The following is a 25,059-nucleotide window of genomic DNA, read 5'->3' as shown; positions in this document are numbered from 1 at the left end:
GAGGGCGAGGTGCGCTACGCGCGCGACGCCTTCGAGGGCCTGCGCCTGATGGACGCGCTGATCGCCGTCAAGCGCGGCGTCCCCGGCGCCACGCTCCCCGAGCTGAAGCAGCGCCGCGTCCCCAAGCGCGACACCGCCGTCCTGGAGGTGAACGAGCCGGAGGAGGGCGTCCGCTCCGACGTCTCCGTCACCAACCCGGTCCCCACCCCGCCGTTCTGGGGCAGCCGGGTCGTCAAGGGCATCCAGCTCAAGGAGTACGCCTCCTGGCTGGACGAGGGCGCCCTGTTCAAGGGGCAGTGGGGCCTCAAGCAGGCCAGGGCCGGTGACGGACCGACGTACGAGGAGCTGGCCGAGAGCGAGGGACGCCCGCGGCTGCGCGGCCTGCTCGACCGGCTCCAGACGGACAACCTGCTCGAAGCGGCCGTCGTCTACGGCTACTACCCCTGCGTCTCCAAGGGCGACGACCTGATCCTGCTCCACGAGGACGGCTCCGAGCGCACCCGCTTCACCTTCCCGCGCCAGCGCCGCGGCCGCCGCCTCTGCCTGGCGGACTTCTTCCGGCCCGAGGAATCCGGCGAGACGGACGTCGTCGGCCTCCAGGTCGTCACCGTCGGCTCGAAGATCGGCGGCGAGACCGCCAAGCTCTTCGAGGCCAACGCCTACCGCGACTACCTGGAGCTGCACGGCCTCTCCGTCCAGCTCGCCGAGGCCCTGGCCGAGTACTGGCACGCCCGGGTCCGCTCGGAGCTCGGCTTCGCGGGGGAGGACCCGGCGGACGTCGAGGACATGTTCGCCCTGAAGTACCGGGGCGCGCGCTTCTCGCTCGGCTACGGCGCCTGTCCGGACCTGGAGGACCGCGCCAAGATCGCGGACCTGCTGCAGCCGGAGCGGATCGGCGTCCACCTCTCCGAGGAGTTCCAGCTCCACCCCGAGCAGTCGACCGACGCGATCGTCATCCACCACCCGGAGGCGAAGTACTTCAACGCGCGGTAAGACTCCGTTCGACGCGTCGTAGCGGATCACGTCGTACACTGGTCGGTCCAGCGCAGGCCGGTCGCCCATCCTCCGGGACGGGTGGCCGGCCTTCTCGTCCCTCATGGAAGGTGTGCCGGATGACCAGTACGGTTCCCGCGTCCCTGACCCGCACGGCGGAGGGCGCTGCCCTCCAGGCCGTCTTTCTCGACATGGACGGCACCCTGGTCGACACCGAGGGCTTCTGGTGGGACGTCGAGGTCGAGGTCTTCGCCGGCCTCGGCCACCGGCTGGACGAGGCGTGGCGGGACGTGGTCGTCGGCGGGCCGATGTCCCGCAGCACCGGCTATCTCATCGAGGCGACCGGCGCCGACATCACCCTCGAAGAGGCCGCCGTACTGCTAAACGACCGGTTCGAGAAGCGCATCGGCAACGGGGTGCCGCTGATGCCCGGCGCGGCCCGGCTCCTCGCCGAACTGCGCCGGCACGAGATCCCCACCGCCCTCGTCTCCGCCTCGCACCGCCGCATCATCGACCGGGTCCTGGAGTCGGTGGGCCACCACCACTTCGCGCTCACCGTCGCCGGTGACGAGGTCACCCGCACCAAGCCGCACCCCGAGCCCTATCTCACCGCCGCGCGCGGCTTCGGGGCCGACCCCCGGCTGTGCGCCGTCATCGAGGACACCGCGACCGGGGTGGCCGCCGCCGAGGCCGCCGGCTGCCGGGTGGTCGCCGTGCCCTCGGTCGCCCCGATCGCACCCGCCGAGGGCCGGGTGGTCGTGGCATCCCTCGAAGAAGTGAATCTCACATTCCTCCGGAGCCTCATCAACTGAATGCGCAGGGGCGGGCACCGAGAGTATTTCTGTGGATAAAGGGAAAAGCTCTCGCGGTGGCCGTGCGAAAGAATTCTGCGCACGCCCCGCGTCCGGCATTCCGGAACGCGCCCGTTAATGTATTTCTCCCTGAACCGATGAGGGAGAACGGCCAACCATGAAACGCAAGACCCTGGTGCTGCCGGCCGTGGCGGCCGTCCTGGCCCCCGTGCTCGCCGGCTGCGGCACGGCGGGCGGCGGCACCACCGGGAGCGGCACCGGCGCCGTCGTCGTCGGCACCACGGACCGGATCGTCGCGTCCTCCGCGGCCCCCGCCCCGCTCGACCCGGCCGTCGGCTACGAGGCGGGCGTCTGGAACGTCCTGCGGCAGACCGTGCAGACCCTCATGGCCACCCCGCGCGGCGGCGGGCTCCCGGTCCCCGAAGCGGCGGAGAGCTGCGGCTTCACGGACCGCGAGAGCGAGAGCTACCGCTGTCGGCTGCGCGCCGGGCTCACCTTCGCCGACGGCACCTCGGTCACCGCCGACGACGTCAAGTACTCCCTCGACCGGGTGCGGCGGATCAAGTCCGCGAACGGGCCCGCCGCCCTCCTCGACAACATCGACACCGTCGAGACCTCCGGCGCGCGTGAGGTCGTCTTCCACCTCAAGACCCCCGACGCCACCTTCCCGTACAAGCTCGCCACCCCACCCGCCGGAATCGTCCCGCGCGATCAGTACCCCGCGAATTCCGTCCGCAACGGATTCCAGGTCGATGGTTCTGGGCCGTACACCATGAAACCGGAAGTGAAATCCGGGCGGCTCGTGAAAGTCTCCTTCACCAGGAATCCCCATTACCGGGGGAGCTACGAGGTGCGGAGCGGGTCCGTCGAACTCGATCTCTTTCCCGACGCCACCGCCATGGGCAAGGCGTTCGACGGCGAGAAGATCGACATGATGGCCCGCACCCTCTCCACCGAGCAGGCCCAGCGGATGTCGGCCAAGCCCGAGACCGGGGTCCGGCTCACCGAGATGCCCGGACTCGCCATCAGCTACCTCGGCTTCGACACCGAGGAACCCGTCCTCCGGAACAAGGCCGTCCGTCAGGCCATCGCCCAGGTCGTCGACCGGGGCAGGATCGCGAGCGAGGTCTACGGCGCCACCGTCGAACCGCTGTACTCACTCATCCCGAGCGGGATCACCGGCCACGACAACGCGTTCTACAGCACCTACGGCGAACCCAGCGCCACCAAGGCCGCCGCCCTCCTCAAGAAGGCGAAGGTCCGCACCCCGGTGCGGTTCACGCTGCACTACACCGACGACCACTACGGCCGGGACACCGCCACCGAGTTCCGGGCGCTGAAGAAGCAGCTCGACGACACCGGGCTCTTCGACGTCACCGTCGAGGGCACCCCCTGGAGCCGCTACCGCCCCGCCGAACTCCGCGGCGACTACGCCGCCTACGGCATGGGCTGGTTCCCCGACTTCCCGGACCCCGACAACTACACGGCGCCCTTCCTCGGCCCGGACAACTTCCTCGGCTCGCCCTACACGTCCACCGAGGCCCGGAACCTCATCGCGCGCTCCCGCCGACAGGCCGACCGGGGCGCCGCCGCGCCCACCTTCGAGCGGCTCCAGGACATCGTCGCCCGGGACGTGCCCGTCCTCCCGCTCTGGCAGGGCAAGCAGTACGTCGCCTCCCGCGAGGCCCTGAGCGGCGTCGAATGGGCGGTCGGCTCGGCCGCCGACCTCCACCTGTGGGAACTCGGACGGGGCACCGACTAACGCCCGCCGCGCCCCGGGGTCACTGCGCGCCGGGGCGCACCAGGCCGCTCTCGTACGCGTAGACCGCGGCCTGGACCCGGTCGCGCAGGCCCAGCTTCGTCAGCACATGGCCCACGTGGGTCTTCACCGTCGTCTCGCTGACGAACAGGTCGGCGGCGATCTCCGCGTTCGACAGGCCGCGCGCCACCAGCTTCAGGACCTCGACCTCCCGGTCGGTCAGCGTGTGCAGCGTGTCCGGCACGGGCTCCTCGCCCGACGGCAGATGATCCGCGTACTTGTCGAGCAGCCGGCGCGTCACGCTCGGGGCGAGCATCGCCTCACCGCCCGCCACCACCCGGATCGCCTGGACCAGCTCGTCGGCCGGCGCGTCCTTCAGCAGGAAGCCGCTCGCCCCGGCGCGCAGCGCCTCCACCACGTACTCGTCCAGGTCGAACGTGGTCAGCACCAGCACCTTCGCCGGACCGTCCCGGCCAGGACCGGTGATCTGCCGGGTCGCCTCGACCCCGTCCATCCGCGGCATCCGGATGTCCATCAGCACCACGTCGGGCTGGAGCGCGCGCACCTGGTCGAGAGCCTGGAGACCGTCACCGGCCTCACCCACCACCGCGAGATCGCCCTCGGCCTCCAGAATCATCCGGAAGCCCGTGCGGAGCAGCGGTTGGTCATCGACCAGAAGGACGCGGATAGCCACCAGATCTCCTCAATGCCCGTCGAGGGCCACAGGCCGGCCGGCCTCGGCCCGGACCGGCTCCATTCTGCCCTGGTCATCCTCCGCCGGACCGGCCGGGCGGACCGTCAGCGGATACACCGGGGGAGTCCCACCGAATTCCGGACAGAGCGCCTGGTGGTCGCACCAGCCGCACAGCTTCGTCGGACGCGGCCGCCACTCGCCCGTCCGCGTCGCCAGCGAGATCGCCTCCCACAGCGCCAGCAGCTTGCGCTCCACCCGCTCCAGGTCCGCCACCACCGGGTCGTACGTCAGCACGTCACCGCTGCCCAGATAGACCAGCTGGAGCCGGCGCGGCACGACCCCCTTCAGCCGCCAGATCACCAGGGCGTAGAACTTCATCTGGAAGAGCGCCCCCTCCGCGTACTCCGGACGCGGCGCCTTCCCCGTCTTGTAGTCGACGATCCGGACCTCGCCCGTCGGCGCCACGTCGATCCGGTCGATCACCCCGCGCAGCCGCAGCCCCGACTCCAGCTCCGTCTCCACGAACAGCTCGCGCTCCGCCGGCTCCAGCCGCGTCGGGTCCTCCAGCGAGAACCAGCGCTCCACCAACTGCTCCGCCTGACCCAGCCACCGAGCCAGCCGCTCGCCCCCCGGATCCTCCGCGAACAGCTCCCCCAGCTCCGGCTTCGACTCCAGCAGCCGGTCCCACTGGCCCGGGATCAGCGCCGTCGCCCTGCCGGGCGTGCGCTCCGCCGCCGGGTTGTCGAACAGTCGCTCGAGCACCGCATGGACGAGCGTCCCCCGGGTAGCCGCCTCACTGGGCTTCTGCGGCAGCTTGTCGATGACGCGGAAGCGGTACAGCAGGGGGCACTGCATGAAATCGCTCGCCCGCGAAGGGGAGAGCGAGGAAGGCGGCTGCGGCACCGGCTGGGACGGCGGCGGAACGGAGGTCATGCGAAGACCCTACGACCCGCCACTGACACCAACCGGCATACCATCGACCACAGACCCTCGAACACTGCATCATCGTGCCGAAAGGCACCGAACCGAAGGGACCTCGTGGACGAGAGCGGCGACGGCCGGCGGCCGCAGCCCGGCCCGCCGGGCACCGGCCCCGGCGACGGCCCCGGCAAGGGCGCGCCCCCGCGCCGGGACGAGCCCGGAGGCGGCATCCTCATGGGCCGCCCCTTCGGCGTGCCCGTCTACGTCGCCCCCAGCTGGTTCCTGGTGGCGGCCCTGATCACCTGGGTCTTCGGCGGCCAGCTCGACCGGGTGCTGCCCGACCTCGGCGCCGCCCGCTACCTCGTCGCGCTCTTCTTCGCGATCGCCTTCTACGCCTCCGTCCTCGTCCACGAGCTCGCCCACACGATCGCCGCCCTGCGCTACAAGCTCCCCGTCCGGCGCATCCAGCTCCAGTTCTTCGGCGGCGTCTCGGAGATCGAGAAGGAGTCCGAGACCCCCGGCCGCGAATTCGTCCTGGCCTTCGTCGGGCCGCTGCTCTCCCTCGTCCTGGGCGGGCTCTTCTACGTGCCCCTGCGCTTCGTGGAACGCGGCACCGTCCCCGCCGTCCTGCTCGGCGGGCTGATGATCTCCAATCTCATCGTCGCCGCCTTCAACCTGCTGCCCGGCCTCCCGCTCGACGGCGGCCGCATGCTCAGGGCCGTCGTCTGGAAGATCACCGGCAAGCCGATGAGCGGCACCGTCGCCGCCGCCTGGGTCGGCCGCGCCCTCGCAGTCGGCACCCTCGTCGGCCTGCCCCTCCTCACCCGCAGCGGCTCCCTGGGCAACGACGCGGGCGAGATCAGCGGCATGGACACCCTCACCGACGCCCTGCTCGCCGCGATCCTCGCCGCCATCATCTGGACCGGCGCCGGAAACAGCCTGCGCATGGCCCGCCTCCGCGAGCACCTGCCGGGACTGCGCGCCCGCAGCCTCACCCGCCGAGCCGTCCCCGTCGAGCCCGCGACCCCGCTCTCCGAGGCGCTGCGCCGGGCCAACGAGGCCGGTGCCCGCGCCCTCGTCGTCGTGGACGCCACCGGGGAGCCCAAGGCCCTCGTCCGGGAGACGGCCATCGTCGCCGTCCCCGAGCACCGCCGCCCCTGGGTCGCCGTCAGCGGACTCGCCCAGGACCTCACCGACGGCATGAGGGTTCCCGCCGAACTCGCCGGCGAAGCCCTCCTGGACCGCCTCAAGGCCACCCCGGCCACCGAATACCTCGTGGTGGAGGAGACCGGCGAGATCTACGGCGTCCTCTCCACCGCCGACGTCGAGCGCGCCTTCGTCGCCGCCATGGCCCGCCCCGCTGCCTGACCCCCGCCCGCATCCCGCACATGCGTACGGGCGGCGGTCGGCGGCCCCCGAAACACCGGTACGCTGGTCACATGTCTGAACCGACCGGTGCCGCCCGCCGACGCGGGCCCTTCAAGGTCGGGGACCAGGTCCAGCTCACCGATCCCAAGGGACGCCACCACACCTTCACGCTCGAAGCCGGAAAGAACTTCCACACCCACAAGGGTTCTTTCCCGCACGACGAGCTGATCGGTGCCCCCGAGGGCAGTGTGGTCCGTACCACGGGAAACGTCGCCTACCTCGCGCTGCGCCCCCTGCTCCCCGACTACGTCCTGTCCATGCCCCGCGGCGCCGCCGTGGTCTACCCGAAGGACGCGGGCCAGATCCTCGCCTTCGGCGACATCTTCCCCGGCGCACGCGTCGTGGAGGCGGGCGTCGGCTCGGGCGCGCTCTCCACCTTCCTGCTCCGCGCCATCGGCGAACAGGGCATGCTGCACTCGTACGAGCGCCGCGAGGACTTCGCCGAGATCGCCCAGCAGAACGTCGAGCGCTACTTCGGCAGCCCGCACCCCGCCTGGCAGCTCACGGTCGGCGACCTCCAGGACAACCTCACGGACACCGACGTGGACCGCGTCGTGCTGGACATGCTGGCCCCCTGGGAGTGCCTGGACGTCGTCTCCAAGGCGCTCGTCCCCGGCGGCATCCTCTGCGCGTACGTCGCCACCACCACCCAGCTCTCCCGGACGGTCGAGTCCATCCGCGAGATCGGCTGCTTCGCCGAGCCGCAGCCCTGGGAGTCGATGATCCGCAACTGGCACGTGGAGGGTCTGGCCGTGCGCCCGGACCACCGCATGATCGGGCACACCGGCTTCCTCGTCACCGCCCGCCGGCTCGCCGACGGCGTCGAGGCCCCGGCCCGTCGCCGCCGCCCCTCCAAGGGCGCCTACGGCGAGGACTACGACGGCCCGGGCGGCCGGAGCGGTTCCTCCCGCGACTGACCCCGCGGCAACGCACCGGCGTCGCCGCCGAGTTCCCGGACCGACCCGGGAACCCGGCGGCGGCGCCCTCTCCGTATGCGGCGCGTCATCGTTGCCCACCCCACCGTTCCGCTGCGGTGTGAGGTGTGGCACGATGCTGGCCACCCCCGTACCGCCGACGCCGACGGTCGCACCACAGGAACCACAGGAGACAGCCCGCGTGCAGACCTCCGCACTCCCGGACCTCGCGCACACCGACACCAGGCCCATGCACTGGCTCGCCACCGCGGCGGCCATGGCCGCCGTCGTCGCCGCGGCCGGCCTGCTCCAGCCCGACAGCAGCGCCTCGGCCTCCACCCGGCACCGCACGACGGCCCAGCAGCAGCACGAGGAAGCGGCCGTCGCCCCCGACCCGGCCAAGGCGGACTTCCCCCTGGAGTGCGGCAACGTCGGCAACACCGTCGCCAAGCAGGCCCCCGGCGACCTCGACGGCGACGGCAGGCCGGAGACCGTCGCGGTGGTCCACTGCGCGGCCGGATCGGGCACCCCGCCCAGCGGGGTCTACGTCCTCACACAGGCGGGCGGCGCCGCACCCCGGATCGTCGCGACCCTGGTGGACCCCGCCCAGCAGCTGACCATCGGCGACTTCACGGTCCGCGACGGCGTCATCTCCGCCACGCTCCTCGGCTACTCCTCGTCGTCGGTGCCGTCGTGCTGCCCCGACGAGCAGGAGAAGGTCACGTGGCAGTGGAAGAACGGGGCGTTTCTCCGTGACAGCGAAGCGGCCGGCACCTCCCGCTCCGGAGCCTGAGGGTCAGGCCGCCTCGGGCCCGTAGACCTCGACCCTGTCCGAAACGCGACGCACGTGAATGCAGTCGCCAGGGCACTCCTTGGCCGAGTCCACGACGTCCTGGAGCAGCGGCAGCGGCACCGGTGTGGTCGCGCCCTTGTCCTGCAGCAGTTCGTCGTCCTCGCTCTTCACGTACGCCAGACCGTCGATGTCCAGCTCGAACACCTCGGGCGCGTACTGCACGCAGATCCCGTCCCCCGTGCACAGGTCCTGGTCGATCCACACCTCCAGGTCCTGCGCCTCGCCACCGGTGGGGGAGTCCTGCCGCACGGTCATGTCGCCTGCCGTTTCCTGCGTAGCCGGACCGGGAAAGAGCCAGCCCTGACGGGTGTTGAACGCTTTGACGATACAACCGGCCGCTTTCGGATGGTGAACGGCGGGTATCCCCCTGGGACGGGGAGAGCGCAAGGGTGAAGATCGGACACACCTCACAGTCTTTGTGATCTAGGGGTTTCAATCACCACCCACGCAGGTAGGGTCAGGAAGCGTCCAGCTCCCCTTGGAGGAGGTGAGGACCGTGGCAGCCCACGACGACGACATCAACCGCGGCATCCGGCCCGGGCGGGGGTCCGAAGACCCAGCCGGCCAGGTCGCCTATCTCGAGCAGGAAATCGCCGTCCTGCGACGTAAGCTCGCCGACTCTCCGCGTCATACGAGGATTCTCGAAGAGCGGATCGTCGAATTGCAGACCAACCTCGCAGGCGTGTCCGCCCAGAACGAGCGGCTCGCCAGCACACTCCGCGAGGCCCGCGACCAGATCGTGGCCCTCAAGGAGGAGGTCGACCGGCTCGCGCAGCCGCCGGCCGGCTTCGGGGTGTTCCTGCAGGCGAACGAGGACGGCACGTGCGACATCTTCACCGGGGGCCGCAAGCTCCGGGTGAACGTCAGCCCCAGCGTCGAACTCGAAGACCTCAGGCGCGGCCAGGAGGTCATGCTCAACGAAGCGCTCAACGTGGTCGACGCCATGGAATTCGAGCGTGCCGGGGACATCGTCACCCTCAAGGAGATCCTTGAGGACGGCGAGCGCGCCCTGGTCATCGGGCACACCGACGAGGAAAGGGTGGTGAGGCTCGCCGAGCCGCTGCTGGACATCACCATCCGCCCCGGCGACGCCCTGCTGCTCGAACCCCGGTCCGGGTACGTCTACGAGGTCGTGCCCAAGAGCGAGGTCGAAGAACTCGTCCTCGAAGAAGTGCCGGACATCGACTACGACAAGATCGGCGGTCTGGGCGACCAGATCGAGCTGATCCGCGACGCGGTCGAGCTCCCCTATCTCCACCCCGACCTCTTCAAGGAGCACGAGCTCCGCCCGCCGAAGGGCATCCTGCTCTACGGCCCGCCCGGCTGCGGCAAGACGCTCATCGCCAAGGCCGTCGCCAACTCGCTGGCGAAGAAGGTCGCCGAAGTCACCGGACAGCCCGCCGGCAAGAGCTACTTCCTCAACATCAAGGGCCCCGAACTCCTCAACAAGTACGTCGGTGAGACCGAGCGCCACATCCGCCTCGTCTTCCAGCGTGCCCGCGAGAAGGCGAGCGAGGGCACCCCCGTCATCGTCTTCTTCGACGAGATGGAGTCGCTCTTCCGCACCCGTGGATCGGGCGTCAGCTCGGACGTGGAGAACACCATCGTCCCGCAGCTGCTCGCCGAGATCGACGGCGTGGAGGGCCTGGAGAACGTCATCGTCATCGGCGCCTCCAACCGCGAGGACATGATCGACCCGGCGATCCTGCGCCCGGGCCGGCTCGACGTCAAGATCAAGATCGAGCGCCCCGACGCGGAGGCCGCGAAGGACATCTTCGCGAAGTACCTCACGCCTTCGCTGCCGCTGCACGCGGACGACCTGGCCGAGCACACCGGCTCCAAGGAAGCCGCGGCGCACGCCATGATCCAGTCGGTCGTCGAGCGGATGTACACCGAGTCCGAGGAGAACCGCTTCCTCGAGGTGACGTACGCCAACGGCGACAAGGAAGTCCTGTACTTCAAGGACTTCAACTCCGGCGCGATGATCCAGAACATCGTGGACCGGGCCAAGAAGATGGCCATCAAGGCCTTCCTCGACCACGGCCAGAAGGGCCTTCGCGTCTCCCACCTCCTCCAGGCATGCGTGGACGAGTTCAAGGAGAACGAGGACCTGCCGAACACCACCAACCCGGACGACTGGGCCCGTATCTCCGGCAAGAAGGGCGAGCGGATCGTCTTCATCCGCACGCTCGTCACCGGAAAGCAGGGCGCGGACACCGGCCGCTCCATCGACACGGTGGCCAACACCGGTCAGTACCTGTAAAAGGCCGTACCGGCTGCGGATGCCCCGCCGGGCATCCGCAGCCGGTTGCTTTCCGGCCAGTCGCGGCGACACCGCGGCAATGACGACGTAATTGATCTCCCCACCGGCACGCGGGCGTTCTAGGCTCGGGCGTACCGCCCGTCACGCAGCGCGGGACGGGCCGACCGCGCACGCACCGACCAGCAGCGGTACTTGAGCGCCGCCCCCGGAAGGGAGCGCCGCCGGGCAAGGAGGGCCGCATGACCGTACGGCGAGTAATGGGCATCGAGACGGAGTACGGGATCTCCGTCCCCGGACACCCCAACGCCAATGCCATGCTCACCTCGTCCCAGATCGTCAACGCCTACGCGGCGGCGATGCACCGGGCGCGCCGCGCCCGCTGGGACTTCGAGGAGGAGAATCCGCTGCGGGACGCGCGAGGCTTCGACCTCGCCCGCGAGACCGCCGACTCCAGCCAGCTCACGGACGAGGACATCGGCCTGGCCAATGTCATCCTCACCAACGGGGCCCGGCTCTACGTCGACCACGCGCACCCCGAGTACAGCTCCCCGGAGATCACCAATCCCCGGGACGCCGTCCTGTGGGACAAGGCCGGCGAGCGGATCATGGCCGAGGCGGCCGAGCGCGCGGCGCAGCTCCCGGGCGCCCAGCCGATCCACCTCTACAAGAACAACACCGACAACAAGGGCGCCTCCTACGGGACGCACGAGAACTACCTGATGAAGCGGGAGACCCCGTTCTCGGACATCGTGCGCCACCTGACCCCGTTCTTCGTCTCGCGGCAGGTGGTCACCGGCGCCGGACGGGTCGGGATCGGCCAGGACGGCGGCGAGCACGGCTTCCAGATCAGCCAGCGCGCCGACTACTTCGAGGTCGAGGTCGGCCTGGAGACCACGCTCAAGCGGCCCATCATCAACACCCGCGACGAACCGCACTCGGACGCCGAGAAGTACCGCAGGCTCCATGTGATCATCGGCGACGCGAACCTCTCCGAGATCTCGACCTATCTGAAGCTGGGGACCACCTCGCTCGTCCTGTCCATGATCGAGGACGGCTTCATCAACGTGGACCTGGCCGTCGACCAGCCGGTGCGCACCCTGCACCAGGTCTCCCACGACCCCGGACTCCGGCAGCTGATCACGCTGCGCAGCGGCCGGACACTCACCGCGGTGCAGCTCCAGATGGAGTACTACGAGCTGGGCCGCAAATACGTCGAGGAACGGTACGGGGCGGACGCCGACGAGCAGACCAAGGACGTCCTGAGCCGGTGGGAGGACACCCTCAACCGGCTGGAGAACGACCCGATGAGTCTGGCCGGGGAGCTGGACTGGGTCGCGAAGCGGCAGCTCATGGAGGGCTACCGGCGCCGCGACGGCCTGGACTGGGACGCCGCCCGGCTGCATCTGGTGGACCTCCAGTACGCGGACGTACGCCAGGACAAGGGGCTGTACAACCGCCTGGTGGCCCGCGGCCGGATGAAGCGCCTCCTGGACGAGCGGGACGTCGAGCGCGCGCGTACGGCGCCGCCCGAGGACACCAGGGCGTACTTCCGCGGCCGCTGCCTCGAACAGTACGCGGAGGACGTGGCCGCGGCCTCCTGGGACTCGGTGATCTTCGACCTGCCGGGCCAGGACTCCCTTCAGCGGGTGCCCACGATGGAGCCGCTGCGGGGCACCCGGGAGCACGTGAAATCCCTCCTGGACCGGTGCCGCACGGCGCAGGAGCTGGTCCAGGTCCTCTCGGGCGGCTGAAAGCGCCTGAAAGGGCTCCCGGCTGGGAATCATTCCGATGACCTCCGGACGTTGAGACAAGTACCGGGCCAATGTCGGACCCCATGGGTAGGGTCTGATCAAGTGCTTCGAACCGAGCGGGGTGAGCTAGATGGCGACCAAGGACACCGGCGGCGGACAGCAGAAGGCGACGCGTTCCACGGAGGAGGTCGAGGAGCAGGCGCAGGACGCGCAGGCCTCCGAGGACCTCAAGGAACGCCAGGAGAAGCTGAGCGACGACGTGGACGACGTCCTCGACGAGATCGACGACGTCCTCGAGTCGAATGCCGAGGACTTCGTCAGGTCATTCGTACAAAAGGGCGGCGAGTAACCGGCCCCGCGCCGGAGGCCGGCGGCGGCTGTGCGGCACGGGCGGACCGCCCGTGCCGCACACCGCGGGCACGGACCGCGCTCCCCGTCCGATTGCCCGCACCTTCTATGTGGATCATCGCCACCGGGCGGGTAGGGTCCGGGGCGTAATGCTTCAACTGCAATACGGCGCAGGGCCATCGCATACCTGGAGGGAAACGCGTGGAAGCCAACACTCGTAGCACCGGGCGTCTACCAGCTGCCTTCCTGACGCCGGGATCGTCGTCCTTCATGGACTTCCTGTCCGAACAGGCTCCGGAGATGCTGCCGGGCAACCGTCAGACGCCGCCCCTGAAGGGCGCCGTCGAGGCGCCGCACGGCACGACGATCGTGGCCGCGACCTTCCCCGGCGGCGTCGTCCTCGCCGGTGACCGGCGGGCGACCATGGGCAACATGATCGCGCAGCGCGACATCGAGAAGGTCTTTCCGGCCGACGAGTACTCGGCGGTGGGCATCGCCGGTACGGCGGGTCTCGCCGTGGAGATGGTCAAGCTCTTCCAGCTTGAGCTGGAGCACTTCGAGAAGGTGGAGGGGGCCCAGCTCTCCCTGGAGGGCAAGGCCAACCGGCTCTCCACGATGATCCGGAGCAATCTGGCGATGGCCATGCAGGGCCTCGCCGTCGTCCCGCTCTTCGCCGGCTACGACATCGACCGCGAGCGCGGTCGCATCTTCAGCTACGACGTCACCGGCGGACGCTCCGAGGAGCACGTCGGCTACGCGTCCACCGGCTCCGGCTCGATCTTCGCCCGGGGCTCGATGAAGAAGCTCTACCGCGAGGACCTCACGGAGGAGGAGACGCTCACGCTGGTCGTGCAGGCGCTGTACGACGCGGCGGACGACGACTCGGCGACGGGTGGCCCGGACGTGGGCCGCCGCATCTATCCGATCGTCACCGTCATCACGGACGAGGGCTTCCGGAAGCTGACCGACGCGGAATCCGCCGGGATCGCCCGCTCGATTCTGGAACGCCGCCTGGAACAGCCCGACGGCCCGCGCGCCGCGCTGCTCTGAGCACGCGTTCGTATCCAGCCTTCTTCGATGCTCCCGCCACTGACAGAAAGGGACGGATAGCCGGTGTCGACGCCGTTCTATGTCTCACCTCAGCAGGCCATGGCCGACCGGGCGGAATACGCCCGGAAGGGCATCGCCCGCGGTCGCAGCCTGGTTGTGCTGCAGTACGCCGACGGAATTGTGTTCGTCGGCGAGAACCCGTCCCGTGCGCTGCACAAGTTCAGCGAGATCTATGACCGGATCGGTTTCGCCGCCGCCGGCAAGTACAACGAGTACGAGAACCTCCGCATCGGCGGAGTCCGTTATGCCGATCTGCGCGGTTACACCTATGACCGCGACGATGTGACGGCCCGTGGGCTGGCGAACGTCTACGCGCAGACGCTCGGCACCATTTTCTCCAGCGCGGCCGAGAAGCCGTACGAGGTGGAGCTCGTGGTCGCCGAGGTGGGCGCCGAGCCCGAGGGCGACCAGATCTACCGGCTGCCGCACGACGGCTCGATCGTGGACGAGCACGGCTCGGTCGCGGTCGGCGGCAACGCGGAGCAGATCAGCACCTTCCTGGACCAGCGCCACCGCGACGGGATGTCCCTCGCCGAGGCGCTGAAGCTGGCGGTGCAGGCGCTGTCCCGCGACCCCAACGGCAGCGAGCGGGAGATCCCCGCCGACCGGCTGGAGGTCGCGGTCCTGGACCGCACGCGGCCGCAGCAGCGCAAGTTCAAGCGGATCGTCGGCCGCCAGCTGGCCCGGCTCCTCGAAGCGGAGGCCGCCGCGTCGACCCCGACCGACGCCCCGTCCGACGCGGAGGACGGCGACTCCACGGACGGCCCGACGGCCACGACGGACCCGAAGAACACCGGCACGACGGATTCCGGCGGCGACGTGGAGTAAAGGCTTCCGGCCCGCCGAGCCCCGGCCCGCCCCAGGCGGACCGGGGCTCCGTCATGCGGGCGGCGGGGCGGTGGAGCCCCGGACCACCAGCCGCACCGGCAGGCTGCCCGGCTCGGCGGCCCGCCCGTCCAGGACCGCCAGCAGGGCGGCCATCCCGCGCTCGCCGACCTGCACGGCGGGCAGCCGGACCGTGGTCAGCTCCGGCTCCACCGCGGTGGCCAGGGCCAGGTCGTCGAAGCCGGTGACCGAGACGTCGTCCGGCACCCGCAGCCCGAACCGCCGGGCCGCCTTGCACGCGCCCGCCGCCAGGATGTCGTCGTCGCAGACGATCGCGGTGGGCCGGGACCCGGGCAGCCCGAGCGCGCGTTCGGCCGCGTCCCGCCCCGCGCGCACGTCCAGCGCGGCGGTCGCCGTGCGGACCTCGGTGCCGGGGGTCCGGCGCAGCTCCGCCTGCAGGGCGTTCGCCCGGCAGGCGAAGGTCCAGGTGTCGACGGCCGAGGCGAGGTGGAGGAAGCGTCGGTGGCCGAGGGCCAGCAGATGGCGGGCCACCTGGCGCATCCCGTCGGCGATGTCCAGATTGACCCGGGCGGCGGGCCCGGGCGCCGAGGGGTCGCTGTCCAGCATCACGAGGGGGACGTCCGCGCCGTGCAGGGCGTCGAGCGCGTCGGCGGCCATGGAGGAGGCGATGACCCCGTCCAGCGCGGCCCGGGCCGACGGAAAAGGGTCGCGGGCCGGTCCGGCGCCGTCGGGGGAGGGGTAGAGGACGACCCCGAAGCCGTGCTCGGCGGCGACCGCGGCGGCCCCGGTGTAGACCCGGGCGAAGAACTCGTTGGTCAGGGCGGGGACGACCAGGAGCGCCGTCCGGGTGTGGCCCAGGCGCAGATTGCGGGCGGCGAGATTCGGCCGGTAGCCCAGACCGCGGGCGGCGTCGCGGACCCGGCCCGCCGTGGACTCGGAGACCCGGCCCCGCCATTTGTCGCCGAGCACCAACGAGACCGTGGCCTGCGAGACGCCGGCGGCGCGGGCCACGTCACGGCTGGTGGGCCGGGGCGGGCCGGGTGGTGCGGGGCTGGTCACGCGGGCCTCCGGGCCGGTCGGTTCAGGCCCGTGAGGTGGACCTGCGGACGGGCTCATGGTACGTATGAACCCGGAAGTTATACGTAAAACCTCGCAGGCCCGCACAGGCACCCGAGGGAGAGGGGCGGGACATGGCCGCGGGATATCTGGACATCCTCCGGGCGCGGCACGCCGCCAGGCTGCTGACGGGCACTCTGGTGGGGCGGCTGCCGAACGGCACGGCGAGCATCGCGATCGTGCTGTTCGTCCGGGCCGAGGGCGGCAGCTACAGCGTCGCGGGCGCACTCGCGGCGGTGTACGGGCTGGCCACGGCGGTCGGGCAGCCGCTGCTCGGCCGGGCGGTGGACCTGTACGGACAGCCGCGCGTCCAACTGCCCGCCGCCGTCGTCTCCGCACTCGGCATGGCCCTCCTCGCCGTGGCCGGGACCGGCTCGCCGGCGCTCGCCTACGCGGCGGTCGCCGTGGCCGGTCTCTTCACGCCCCCGCTGGAGGGCGGCCTGCGGGCGCTGTGGCCGAGCGTGCTGGGCGGTGAGGACCGGGTGCACCGGGCCTACGCCATGGACGCCGTCGCGCAGGAGGTCATGTTCACCGCGGGACCGCTGCTCGTGACGCTCCTGGTCGCCCTCTGGTCGCCCGCCACGGCGCTGCTGGTCATCAACGCGATCGGCGTGCTCGGCGCGCTGTCCGTGGTGCTCTCGGAGCCCTCGCGGGCCTGGCGCTCCGCCCCGCGCGAGGCGCACTGGCTGGGCGCGCTGCGCTCGCCCGGGCTGCTGGCGCTGCTCGGCTCGTTCTTCTTCGTGGGCCTGGCGCTGGGCTCGATCACCGTGGCCGCGATGGCGTACGCCGACGACCAGGGGCGGGAGTCGGTGTACGGCTGGCTGATGGCGGCGCTCGGGCTCGGCGCGCTGATCGGCGGGGCGGTGTACGGGGCGCGGCAGTGGGCGGGGGCGCCGGAGCGGCGGCTGCGGGTCATCGTGGGACTGCTCGCGCTCGGCTATCTGCCGCTGGTGCTGACGCCGGGACCGGTCGCGATGACCGTGCTGGCGGCCGTCTCCGGGGTGTTCCTCGCGCCGGCCGTCGCGTGCTCGTTCATCGTGGTCGACCGGCACGCGCCGCGCGGGACGGTGACGGAGGCGTTCTCGTGGCTCGTGACGACCTTCGGGGTGGGCGCGGCCGTGGGCACCGCGGTGGCCGGCCCGGCCGTCGAGCTGGGCGGGACGGCGTGGAGCTTCGGGGTCGCGGGGGCCGGTGGAGTGGCGGCGCTGCTCGTTCTGCTGGCCACCGGACCGGTGCTCACGGTTCCCGCCCGTACCGCCGTAGCGGCGCGGGGATCGGAAAATGATCGAAACGGTGCTGTCGAACCCGGTTTCAGCTCGGGCCATCAGGCGTAATGTTCAGTCATGGACCGCCGCATTTTCGGGCTGGAGAACGAGTACGGCGTCACGTGCACGTTCAGGGGACAGCGCCGACTGTCTCCTGATGAAGTGGCGCGCTACCTCTTCCGCCGTGTTGTGTCATGGGGCCGCAGCAGCAATGTCTTTCTGCGGAACGGCGCCCGCCTCTACCTCGACGTGGGATCGCATCCGGAATATGCAACCCCCGAATGCGACAACCTGACCGAGCTGGTCACCCACGACAAGTCCGGCGAGCGCATTCTCGAGGGCCTGCTCGTCGACGCCGAACGCCGCCTGCACGAGGAGGGAATCGCCGGCGACGTCTATCTCTTCAAGAACAACACCGACTCCGCGGGAAACTCCTACGGCTGCCACGAGAACTACCTGGTGGCCCGGCACGGGGAATTCTCCCGCCTCGCGGACATCCTCATTCCCTTCCTCGTCACCAGGCAGTTGATCTGCGGCGCCGGCAAGGTGCTCCAGACCCCCCGGGGCGCGGTCTACTGCGTCAGCCAGCGTGCCGAGCACATCTGGGAGGGCGTCAGCTCCGCGACGACGCGCTCCCGCCCGATCATCAACACCCGTGACGAGCCGCACGCGGACGCGGAGCGCTACCGCCGCCTCCACGTCATCGTCGGGGACTCCAACATGTCCGAGACGACCATGCTGCTCAAGGTCGGCGCGACCGACCTGGTGCTCCGCATGATCGAGGCGGGCACGGTGATGCGCGACCTGACCCTGGAGAACCCGATCCGGGCCATCCGCGAGGTCAGCCACGACACCACCGGCCAGCGCAAGGTCCGCCTCGCCAGTGGCCGGGAGGCGTCGGCCATAGAGGTGCAGCGCGAGTACTACGAGAAGGCCGTGGACTTCGTGGACCGCCGCGGCATCCGCACGGGCAACGTCGAGCGCGTCCTCGAACTGTGGGGCCGCACGCTCGACGCGATCGAGGCCGAGGACCTCGACCGGATCGACACCGAGATCGACTGGGTCATGAAGTACAAGCTCATCGAGCGGTACCGCGCCAAGCACAACATGACCATGTCGAATCCGCGGGTCGCGCAGATAGACCTCGCCTACCACGACATCCACCGCCGGCGGGGGCTCTACTACCTGCTGGAGCGCAAGGGGCAGGCCGCCCGCATCTGCAACGACCTGAAGATCTTCGAGGGCAAGTCGGTGCCCCCGCAGACGACCAGGGCGCGGCTGCGCGGGGACTTCATCCGCCGGGCCCAGGAGCAGCGGCGGGACTTCACCGTCGACTGGGTCCACCTCAAGCTCAACGACCAGGCGCAGCGCACGGTGCTGTGCAAGGACCCGTTCCGGTCGGTGGACGACAGGGTGGAGAAGCTGATCGCGGGTATGTGAGGCGCAGGACACGCTCCGGCGCCGGTGCGACTCGGGCCCCGTACGTTCCTCGTACGGGGCCCTTCGCACGGCCTAGAGTGGCGGGGTCCCGGAACCCCCCGGGGCGTGTCCCCCACATATGCCGTCTGAGATCTGAGGAACCAGTGCGCCGACTTGCCGGCCTTCTCGTCGTCCCCCTGCTGCTGTTGTCGTCAGCCGCCTGCGGCAGCGACGACAAGGGCTCCGACTCCGCTTCCGCCTCCGCGTCCGCCCCTTCCAAGGGCGGCTTCCCCGCCATCACCGCGGGTGCGAAGTTCGGCGAGAAGCCCACCCTGGCCAAGGGCACGGGTACGCCGCCCAAGGAGCTGAAGACCAAGGTCATCAGCGAGGGTGACGGCGCGAAGCTGAAGAACGGCGACGTGACCCAGGTCAACTACCTCGGCCAGTCCTACGACTCCACCAAGCCGTTCGACAACAGCTTCGACCGCAAGCAGCCGTTCGATCTGACGCTCGGCGCGGGCATGGTCATCCAGGGCTGGGACAAGGGCCTGGTCGGCCAGAAGGTCGGCAGCAGGGTCCAGCTCGTCATCCCGCCGGACCTCGGTTACGGGGCCCAGGGCCAGGGCGACATCAAGCCGAACGCGACCCTGGTCTTCGTCGTGGACATCCTGAAGGCGAAGCAGATCCCGGCCTCGGCCAAGGGCACCGCCGTCGCCCAGGACAACAAGGACCTGCCGAAGGTGGGCACCAACACCGACGGCAAGGCGCCGAGCCTGACCATCCCGAGCAAGGTCGACCCGCCGAAGAAGCTGGTCTCCAACTACGTGCTGGAGTCCAAGGGCGACGTGGTCAAGGAGACCGACTCGGTCGTCGTGAACTACGTGGCCAAGCTCTGGAAGGACGGCAAGGAGTTCGACAACACGTACACCACGGGCAAGACGCAGACCTTCCCGCTGGCGCAGGTCACCCTCAAGGGCCTGAAGGACGGCCTGGTCGGCAAGAAGATCGGCAGCCGGGTGCTGCTGGTCGTGCCGCCGGACCAGGGCCTCGGTGACAAGGAGCAGTCGGGCGTGCCGGCCAACTCCACTCTGGTCTTCGCCGTGGACCTCCTGGCGAAGATGTAAGACTGTCCCGGTTGCCCAGTTCATCTGTAAGAGGAGAAAGTCAGTGAGCATCGACAAGCCCGAGGTCGACTTCCCGGGTGGCGAGCCGCCGGCCGATCTGGAGATCAAGGACATCTGGGAGGGCGAGGGCGAGGAGGCCAAGCCCGGCCAGTACGTCTCCGTCCACTACGTGGGTGTCGCCTTCTCCACCGGCGAGGAGTTCGACGCCTCGTGGAACCGCGGCAAGCCGCTGCAGTTCCAACTCGGTGCCGGCCAGGTCATCAAGGGCTGGGACAAGGGCGTGCAGGGCATGAAGGTCGGCGGCCGCCGCCAGCTGACCATCCCCGCGCACCTCGGCTACGGTGACCGCGGCGCGGGCGACGCGATCGCCCCGGGCGAGACGCTGATCTTCGTCTGCGACCTGGTCGCCGTCTGATCCCGCGCAGGTACGAGCAGGGCCCGCACCCCGAGGTGCGGGCCCTCGCTTTTGTCCGGACACCCCGGGGCGGTACGGTCGAGCGTCGTAGAGCACGAGGGAAAGGGCGTCGATGGCGATTGCCAAGGCCGAGCGGCTGATGAACCTGGCGCTGTGTCTGCTGGGGACCCGGCGCCCGCTCAGCAAGCGCGAGCTCCGCGGCTCCATCGAGGCCTACCTCGAAGCGGCTTCCGACGACGCCTTCAACCGGATGTTCGAGCGCGACAAGGACGATCTGCGCGAGCTCGGCCTGGTCATCGAGACCGTGGAGAACCTGGACGGCGACACCGGCTACCTCGCCCGCCGGGACAGCAACCGGCTGCCCCCGATCACGCTGGACGCCGAGGAGGCCGCCGCGCTCGGCCTGGCCGCCAAGGTCTGGCAGCAGGCCCGCCTCGCCGGGGCGGCCAGCGGGGCCCTGCAGAAGCTGCGGGCCGCCGGGATGCCCGAGACCGAGGACGCCTATGAGGTGCACAGCGCCCTCGAACCGCGCATCCCCGTCCACGAGGCCGCCTTCGAACCCCTGATGCTGGCCTGCCGCGACCGCCGCCCGGTGACCTTCGACTACCGCAAGGCCAACGCCGCCCAGCCCGAGCAGCGCCAGGTCGAGCCGTGGACCCTGGAGTGCTGGCGCGGCCACTGGTATCTCGCCGGCTGGGACCGGGAGCGCGGCGCCGAGCGCGTCTTCCGGCTCTCCCGGATCACCGGCAAGGTGCGCTCCCGGGCCGGCGCCTTCACCGCCGAGGTCCCCGACGTGGTCACCGTCCGCGAGACCGTGGAGAGCTGGGCCGGGGAGACGGCCACCCGGACCGCCCTGATCAGGCTCCGCACCGACTCCGGCTACCCGCTGCGCGCCCGCGCCCTGTCGGTCCGGGAACTCGGGAACGGGTGGGACGAGTTGGAGATCCCGTACGGACACGGCCTGGACGCCTGGCTCGTGGAGTTCGGGCCCGACGTCGTCGTCACCGGACCCGAGGACCTGCGGGCCGACGTGGTGGACCGGCTGCGCGCCGTGGCCAAGGACTGAGGGGACCGTATTCCATGGCCACGAACGCCATCGACCAGACGCGCCGGATGCTCTCCCTGGTGACGTACCTGCGCGAGCGCCCCGGCGCCCACGTCCAGGACGTCGCCCGGGCCTTCGGGATCACCGAGGACGAGCTGATCTCCGACCTGGACGTGCTGCCCATGTGCGGCACCAGCTTCCGGGGCGGCGACCTGCTCGACATCGACACCGACGGCGACCGCATCTGGTGGCACAACGCGGACGACGTCGCCGAACCGCTGCGGCTCGCGGCCGACGAGGCCACGGCCCTGCTGGTCGCCGCCCGCGCCGTGGCGACCCTGCCCGGACTGCGCGAGAGCGACCGGCAGGCGCTGCTGCGGGCCACCGCCAAGCTGGAGACCGCCGCCGGAGAGGTGGGCGCGGCCAGCTCGCGGCTCTCGGTCACCTTCGAATCCGAGGGCGGCGTCTTCGCCGAGGTGGACCGGGCGATCTCGGAGCGACGACGGCTCTGGCTGCGCTACTACTCGCCCGCCCGCGACGAACTCACCGAACGCGAGGTGGACCCGATCCGGCTGTTCGCCGTCGGGCACACCTATATGGAGGCGTGGTGCCGCTCCTCCGAGGACCGGCGCACCTTCCGGCTCGACCGGGTCGCCGAGATCCGGCTGCTGGACGAGCCCGCCGCCCCGCCCGAGCTGGAGCTGCGGGACCTGTCCGAGGGCCTGGTCCAGCCGGCCGCCGAGGACCCGGAAGTCGTGATCGAGGTCGGCCCGGGCGGCCGCTGGGTCGCCGAGTACTACCCGCACGACCGGGCGGAGGAACGGCCCGATGGCGGTCTGCGGATCACCCTGCGCACCCCGGACCCGGCCTCGCTGCGCCGGCTCGCGCTGCGGCTCGGCCGGGAGGGGCGCATCGTCTCGCCCCCGGAGCTGGCCGGAAGCGCGCGGAGTGCGGCGCGGGCGGCGCTCGCCGCGTACGACGGCACGGTCTGAAGGGACGGCTGCACCCATGGGCCACCTGTCCGCGCTGCCGGGCCGCGCCTCCGTACCCACCGTGGCGGTGCCGGAGTCGGCGCGCTTCAAGGCCGCGTGCCCGGACTGCCGCGCGCGGTTCGAGCTGGCGGCGGCGGAGTTCCGGCTGGTGATCGGCGCGACCAGCCGCACCACGTTCTACTCCTTCACCTGCCCCGACTGCGCCGCGTGCGTACGCAAGCCGGCGGGGGAGCGGATAGTGGAGCTCCTGACCGGCGGCGGCGTCCGCACGCTGCGTCTGCACACCGGCTCCTGAAAGGCACTTCCCGCATGTTCTGGCCCATGCTCGCCATCGCCCTGGGATTCCTCGGGATCGCCGTACTCGGCGTGCTGGCCATCAGGGTGTTCATCGAGGCCCAGCGCCTCGGCCACCAGGTGACCCGCACCACGGAGCGCATCAACCGGGCAGCCGACGACCTGGAGCGAGCGGCCGAACGGCTCGCCGCGACGGGCAGCACCCTGCCCTGAGGCCCTAGAGGGCCCGTAGACGCGGCCTCCTGTTTCAGGGGCACGGGAGGTACGCTGCTGCAGGACGGCCCAGGCAGGGAGGTGCGGGCCGCTTCGAAAGTATGCACGGGCATTGCCTCGCGTTTACTCCCGCGGGTTACGATCGCTGCCGGCGAAGGGTCGGATGTGTATCCGCCACTCAAGGGCAGCGAGCCCGCCTCCAGCCGCCTCAGCTAGAAGGAAGCACACCATGGGCAATCTGAAGCCTCTCGAGATCGTACTGATCATCGCTGTCATCCTGCTGTTGTTCGGCGCCAAGAAGCTTCCCGACATGGCCCGTTCGCTGGGCAAGTCGGCCCGCATCCTCAAGAGCGAGGCCAAGGCCATGAAGAAGGACGACGAGCCGACGGCCACCGCCACCACGGACGCCCCCGCCGACCAGGGCACCCAGCAGGCGGCGCGTACGATCCAGGCCGCGCCCGGTGACGTCACGAGCTCCCGCCCGGTGAGCGAAGCGAAGCCCACCACCCAGAGCTGACCGCGCTGACGGACCCTTCCGTCAGCCGCCGCACGAGACGAGGGAAGTGGGTTGCTCAAGTCTGCCCGCAAGCAGGAGAAGGACAGCGAGGGGCGGATGCCTCTCGCTGATCACCTGCGAGAGTTGCGTAACCGACTGTTGATCGCGGTCCTGGCGATCATCGTGATCACGTCGATCACGGCCTTCTTCTACAAGGACCTGATCGACTTCCTGATCAAGCCGATCCTGGAATCGGTCGGCTGCGCCAACGGCGAGAAGACGCAAGCCAACGGCCACCCGTGCGCCGAGATGACGGTGAACGGCCTCGTCGCCCCGTTCTCCATCGCCCTCAAGGTCTCCCTCATGGCAGGGGTGGTGTTCTCCACTCCGGTCTGGCTCTACCAGCTCTGGGCGTTCCTCGCCCCCGGCCTGCACAAGCACGAGAAGCGCTACGCGCTCGGCTTCGTCGGCTGCGGCGTGCCGCTGTTCCTCGCGGGCGCCGCCCTCGCGTACGTCCTGATGCCGAAGACCGCCGAGGTCCTGCTCGACTTCACCCCGGACAACACGACCAACCTGCTGCCCGTCGACGACTACCTCAACATCATGACGCGCATGGTGGTCGTGTTCGGTCTCGCCTTCGAGCTGCCCCTGCTGCTCATCCTGCTGAACTTCACCGGAGTGCTCACGGCCAAGCGGCTCGCCTCCTGGTGGCGCGCCATGGTCATGGGCATCACGGTCTTCGCCGCGGTGGCGACCCCCACCGGCGACCCGCTCACGATGATCACGCTGGCCGCGCCCATCGTGCTGCTGTACTTCATCGCGCTCGGCATCTGCCTGGCCAACGACCGGCGCCGGAAGCGGAACAACCCCGACGCCGATCTGGACGACGACGAGGCGTCGCAGCTCGACCTCACCCCCGAGGACATCGGCGAGATGGAGCACGTGTCGGCGTCGCCCACGCTGCCCGGCCAGTCCGACGGCGGCCGGTCCTCGCTGCGCGACGGTTACGACGACATCACCTGACCTTGTAGGGTCCCCGGGTGACCAGCGAGATCACCCTCTTCGTCAATCCCACCGCGGGACGCGGCCGGGGCGCGCGAGCCGCGCAGCCGGCCGCTTCCGCGTTGCGGGAGGCCGGCTTCTCCGTGCGCACGATCCTCGGCGAGGACGCCGGTGACGCGCTGCGCCGGGCGCGCGAGGCGGTCGCCGGGGGAACGGGCGCGCTCATGGCCGTCGGCGGCGACGGGCTCGTCTCGCTGGCCCTCCAGGCGGTCGCCGGGACGCTCACCCCGCTCGGCGTGGTGGCGGTGGGGACCGGCAACGACTTCGCCCGTGCCCTGGGCCTGCCGATACGCGACCCGGAGGCGGCGGGCCGGCTCGCCGCCGACGCGCTCAAGGGGCGGGCGCCGGTGCGCGAGACCGACCTGGGGCGGGCCGGGGAGCGCTGGTTCGGCTCCGTGCTCGCCTCCGGCTTCGACTCCCGGGTGAACGACCGGGGCAACCGGATGCGCTGGGTGGGCGGCCGCTTCAAGTACGACCTGGCGATCCTCGCCGAGCTGGCCGCCTTCAAGCCGGTCACGTACCGCATGACGCTCGACGGAGGACCGGCACGCGAGATACGGGCCACGCTCGTCGCGGTCGGCAACGGCACCTCGTACGGCGGCGGCATGCGCATCTGCGCGGACGCGGACATGGGCGACGGGCTCTTCGACATCACGGTGGTCGGCGAGTGCAGCCGCACGACCCTGCTCAAGGTCTTCCCCCGGGTGTACAGGGGGACGCACCTCAGCCACCCCGTCGTCACCGTGCACCGGGCCTCCTCGGTCACCCTCGAAGCCGTCGGCGTCACCGCGTACGCGGACGGCGAACCGCTCGGCGCGCTCCCGCTGACCGCCACCTGCGTGCCGAAGGCGGTACGGGTTCTCGGAGCCCGGACCATGGGCGATTAAAGATCGCGTCACTGTCAGAGGTGGCGGGTAGGCTCGACA

At 70.5% G+C, this 25,059-nt stretch carries 26 protein-coding genes and 1 pseudogene; 23 read left to right on the top strand and 4 right to left on the bottom strand.

Features of this window, described 5'->3' with window-relative positions:
• The 3 genes from AB0L33_RS33300 to AB0L33_RS33290 all read left to right on the top strand — a co-directional run.
• A partial coding sequence (locus tag AB0L33_RS33300; RefSeq protein WP_365687324.1) for a vitamin B12 dependent-methionine synthase activation domain-containing protein occupies positions 1-993 on the top strand: 993 nt, incomplete at its 5' end.
• Positions 994-1,112: 119 nt separating this feature from the next.
• Positions 1,113-1,805 carry an HAD family phosphatase gene (locus tag AB0L33_RS33295; RefSeq protein ID WP_365687323.1) on the top strand — a complete coding sequence of 231 codons (693 nt, stop codon included), beginning with the start codon at positions 1,113-1,115 and terminating at the stop codon, positions 1,803-1,805.
• Between the two features lie 157 nt (positions 1,806-1,962).
• Positions 1,963-3,567: an ABC transporter substrate-binding protein gene (locus AB0L33_RS33290; RefSeq protein ID WP_365687322.1), complete on the top strand. Its 1,605-nt coding sequence runs from the start codon at positions 1,963-1,965 to the stop codon at positions 3,565-3,567.
• A gap of 19 nt (positions 3,568-3,586) precedes the next feature.
• On the opposite strand, the gene AB0L33_RS33285 is transcribed toward AB0L33_RS33290, so the two are convergent.
• Both AB0L33_RS33285 and AB0L33_RS33280 read right to left on the bottom strand, forming a co-directional pair.
• Positions 3,587-4,258 (bottom strand): response regulator transcription factor, encoded by a 672-nt coding sequence (locus AB0L33_RS33285; RefSeq protein ID WP_018103734.1) that lies wholly within the window; start codon positions 4,256-4,258, stop codon positions 3,587-3,589.
• Between the two features lie 9 nt (positions 4,259-4,267).
• Positions 4,268-5,113, bottom strand: a complete 846-nt coding sequence (locus AB0L33_RS33280; RefSeq protein ID WP_365687327.1) for a PD-(D/E)XK nuclease family protein — start codon at positions 5,111-5,113, stop codon at positions 4,268-4,270.
• Between the two features lie 183 nt (positions 5,114-5,296).
• On the opposite strand from AB0L33_RS33280, the gene AB0L33_RS33275 reads away from it, so the two are divergent.
• The 3 genes from AB0L33_RS33275 (at position 5,297) to AB0L33_RS33265 (ending at position 8,314) form a co-directional block, all read left to right on the top strand.
• Entirely contained in the window at positions 5,297-6,547 is a 1,251-nt protein-coding gene (locus AB0L33_RS33275) for a site-2 protease family protein (protein WP_365687321.1), read from the top strand.
• A 71-nt stretch (positions 6,548-6,618) separates the two neighbouring features.
• On the top strand, positions 6,619-7,524 hold the full coding sequence (locus AB0L33_RS33270; protein ID WP_365687320.1) for a tRNA (adenine-N1)-methyltransferase: 906 nt from the start codon (positions 6,619-6,621) through the stop codon (positions 7,522-7,524).
• A 199-nt stretch (positions 7,525-7,723) separates the two neighbouring features.
• On the top strand, positions 7,724-8,314 hold the full coding sequence (locus AB0L33_RS33265; RefSeq protein ID WP_365687319.1) for a hypothetical protein: 591 nt from the start codon (positions 7,724-7,726) through the stop codon (positions 8,312-8,314).
• Between the two features lie 3 nt (positions 8,315-8,317).
• On the opposite strand, the gene AB0L33_RS33260 is transcribed toward AB0L33_RS33265, so the two are convergent.
• Positions 8,318-8,629, bottom strand: coding sequence for a ferredoxin (locus tag AB0L33_RS33260; protein WP_365687318.1), 312 nt, complete (start codon positions 8,627-8,629; stop codon positions 8,318-8,320).
• A 241-nt stretch (positions 8,630-8,870) separates the two neighbouring features.
• Between AB0L33_RS33260 and arc the strand changes: the two genes are divergently transcribed.
• The 6 genes and pseudogenes from arc to prcA all read left to right on the top strand — a co-directional run bounded on the left by arc (position 8,871) and on the right by prcA (position 14,674).
• Positions 8,871-10,637 (top strand): proteasome ATPase, encoded by a 1,767-nt coding sequence (arc, locus tag AB0L33_RS33255; RefSeq protein ID WP_365687317.1) that lies wholly within the window; start codon positions 8,871-8,873, stop codon positions 10,635-10,637.
• Positions 10,638-10,876: 239 nt separating this feature from the next.
• Positions 10,877-12,388, top strand: a complete 1,512-nt coding sequence (gene dop / locus AB0L33_RS33250) for a depupylase/deamidase Dop (RefSeq protein ID WP_365687316.1) — start codon at positions 10,877-10,879, stop codon at positions 12,386-12,388.
• 130 nt (positions 12,389-12,518) lie between these two features.
• On the top strand, positions 12,519-12,737 hold the full coding sequence (locus AB0L33_RS33245) for a ubiquitin-like protein Pup (RefSeq protein WP_018103742.1): 219 nt from the start codon (positions 12,519-12,521) through the stop codon (positions 12,735-12,737).
• 106 nt (positions 12,738-12,843) lie between these two features.
• Positions 12,844-12,986 (top strand): annotated as a pseudogene (locus tag AB0L33_RS33240) (endonuclease domain-containing protein); the annotation flags it as partial.
• On the top strand, positions 12,938-13,786 hold the full coding sequence (prcB, locus tag AB0L33_RS33235) for a proteasome subunit beta (protein ID WP_365687315.1): 849 nt from the start codon (positions 12,938-12,940) through the stop codon (positions 13,784-13,786). The pseudogene AB0L33_RS33240 and the gene prcB, both read left to right, overlap by 49 nt.
• Before the next feature lie 63 nt (positions 13,787-13,849).
• Complete coding sequence (prcA, locus tag AB0L33_RS33230) at positions 13,850-14,674, top strand: proteasome subunit alpha (RefSeq protein ID WP_365687314.1); 825 nt, start codon at positions 13,850-13,852, stop codon at positions 14,672-14,674.
• A 51-nt stretch (positions 14,675-14,725) separates the two neighbouring features.
• Here prcA and AB0L33_RS33225 read toward each other — a convergent pair whose 3' ends face one another.
• Positions 14,726-15,751, bottom strand: coding sequence for a LacI family DNA-binding transcriptional regulator (locus AB0L33_RS33225; RefSeq protein WP_365687313.1), 1,026 nt, complete (start codon positions 15,749-15,751; stop codon positions 14,726-14,728).
• A 131-nt stretch (positions 15,752-15,882) separates the two neighbouring features.
• Between AB0L33_RS33225 and AB0L33_RS33220 the strand changes: the two genes are divergently transcribed.
• From AB0L33_RS33220 to AB0L33_RS33170, 11 genes are all read left to right on the top strand, one after another.
• On the top strand, positions 15,883-17,142 hold the full coding sequence (locus AB0L33_RS33220) for an MFS transporter (RefSeq protein WP_365687312.1): 1,260 nt from the start codon (positions 15,883-15,885) through the stop codon (positions 17,140-17,142).
• A 9-nt stretch (positions 17,143-17,151) separates the two neighbouring features.
• Positions 17,152-18,513 carry a Pup--protein ligase gene (gene pafA / locus AB0L33_RS33215; RefSeq protein ID WP_073967929.1) on the top strand — a complete coding sequence of 454 codons (1,362 nt, stop codon included), beginning with the start codon at positions 17,152-17,154 and terminating at the stop codon, positions 18,511-18,513.
• 143 nt (positions 18,514-18,656) lie between these two features.
• The gene (locus AB0L33_RS33210; RefSeq protein WP_365687311.1) at positions 18,657-19,616 is read left to right on the top strand and encodes an FKBP-type peptidyl-prolyl cis-trans isomerase; all 960 of its coding nucleotides are present in this window, start codon (positions 18,657-18,659) and stop codon (positions 19,614-19,616) included.
• Positions 19,617-19,659: 43 nt separating this feature from the next.
• Entirely contained in the window at positions 19,660-20,031 is a 372-nt protein-coding gene (locus tag AB0L33_RS33205) for an FKBP-type peptidyl-prolyl cis-trans isomerase (RefSeq protein WP_365687310.1), read from the top strand.
• 112 nt (positions 20,032-20,143) lie between these two features.
• Positions 20,144-21,097 carry a WYL domain-containing protein gene (locus tag AB0L33_RS33200; RefSeq protein WP_018103750.1) on the top strand — a complete coding sequence of 318 codons (954 nt, stop codon included), beginning with the start codon at positions 20,144-20,146 and terminating at the stop codon, positions 21,095-21,097.
• 14 nt (positions 21,098-21,111) lie between these two features.
• Positions 21,112-22,068, top strand: a complete 957-nt coding sequence (locus AB0L33_RS33195; protein WP_365687309.1) for a WYL domain-containing protein — start codon at positions 21,112-21,114, stop codon at positions 22,066-22,068.
• Positions 22,069-22,084: 16 nt separating this feature from the next.
• On the top strand, positions 22,085-22,363 hold the full coding sequence (locus AB0L33_RS33190; RefSeq protein ID WP_365687308.1) for a hypothetical protein: 279 nt from the start codon (positions 22,085-22,087) through the stop codon (positions 22,361-22,363).
• Between the two features lie 14 nt (positions 22,364-22,377).
• A complete protein-coding gene (locus tag AB0L33_RS33185; protein WP_365687307.1) occupies positions 22,378-22,575 on the top strand; it encodes a hypothetical protein in 198 nt (65 codons plus the stop codon).
• A 229-nt stretch (positions 22,576-22,804) separates the two neighbouring features.
• On the top strand, positions 22,805-23,092 hold the full coding sequence (gene tatA, locus AB0L33_RS33180; RefSeq protein ID WP_365687306.1) for a Sec-independent protein translocase subunit TatA: 288 nt from the start codon (positions 22,805-22,807) through the stop codon (positions 23,090-23,092).
• Between the two features lie 51 nt (positions 23,093-23,143).
• Positions 23,144-24,094: a twin-arginine translocase subunit TatC gene (gene tatC / locus AB0L33_RS33175; RefSeq protein WP_365687305.1), complete on the top strand. Its 951-nt coding sequence runs from the start codon at positions 23,144-23,146 to the stop codon at positions 24,092-24,094.
• A gap of 17 nt (positions 24,095-24,111) precedes the next feature.
• Entirely contained in the window at positions 24,112-25,020 is a 909-nt protein-coding gene (locus tag AB0L33_RS33170; RefSeq protein WP_365687304.1) for a diacylglycerol kinase, read from the top strand.
• The last annotated feature ends 39 nt before the right edge of the window (positions 25,021-25,059 follow it).

It is taken from the genome of Streptomyces sp. NPDC052299 (assembly GCF_040679335.1).
Classification (GTDB): Bacteria; Actinomycetota; Actinomycetes; order Streptomycetales; family Streptomycetaceae; genus Streptomyces.
Note: the sequence above shows the minus strand (reverse complement) of the source record. Positions and strands in the feature narration are given on the sequence as shown.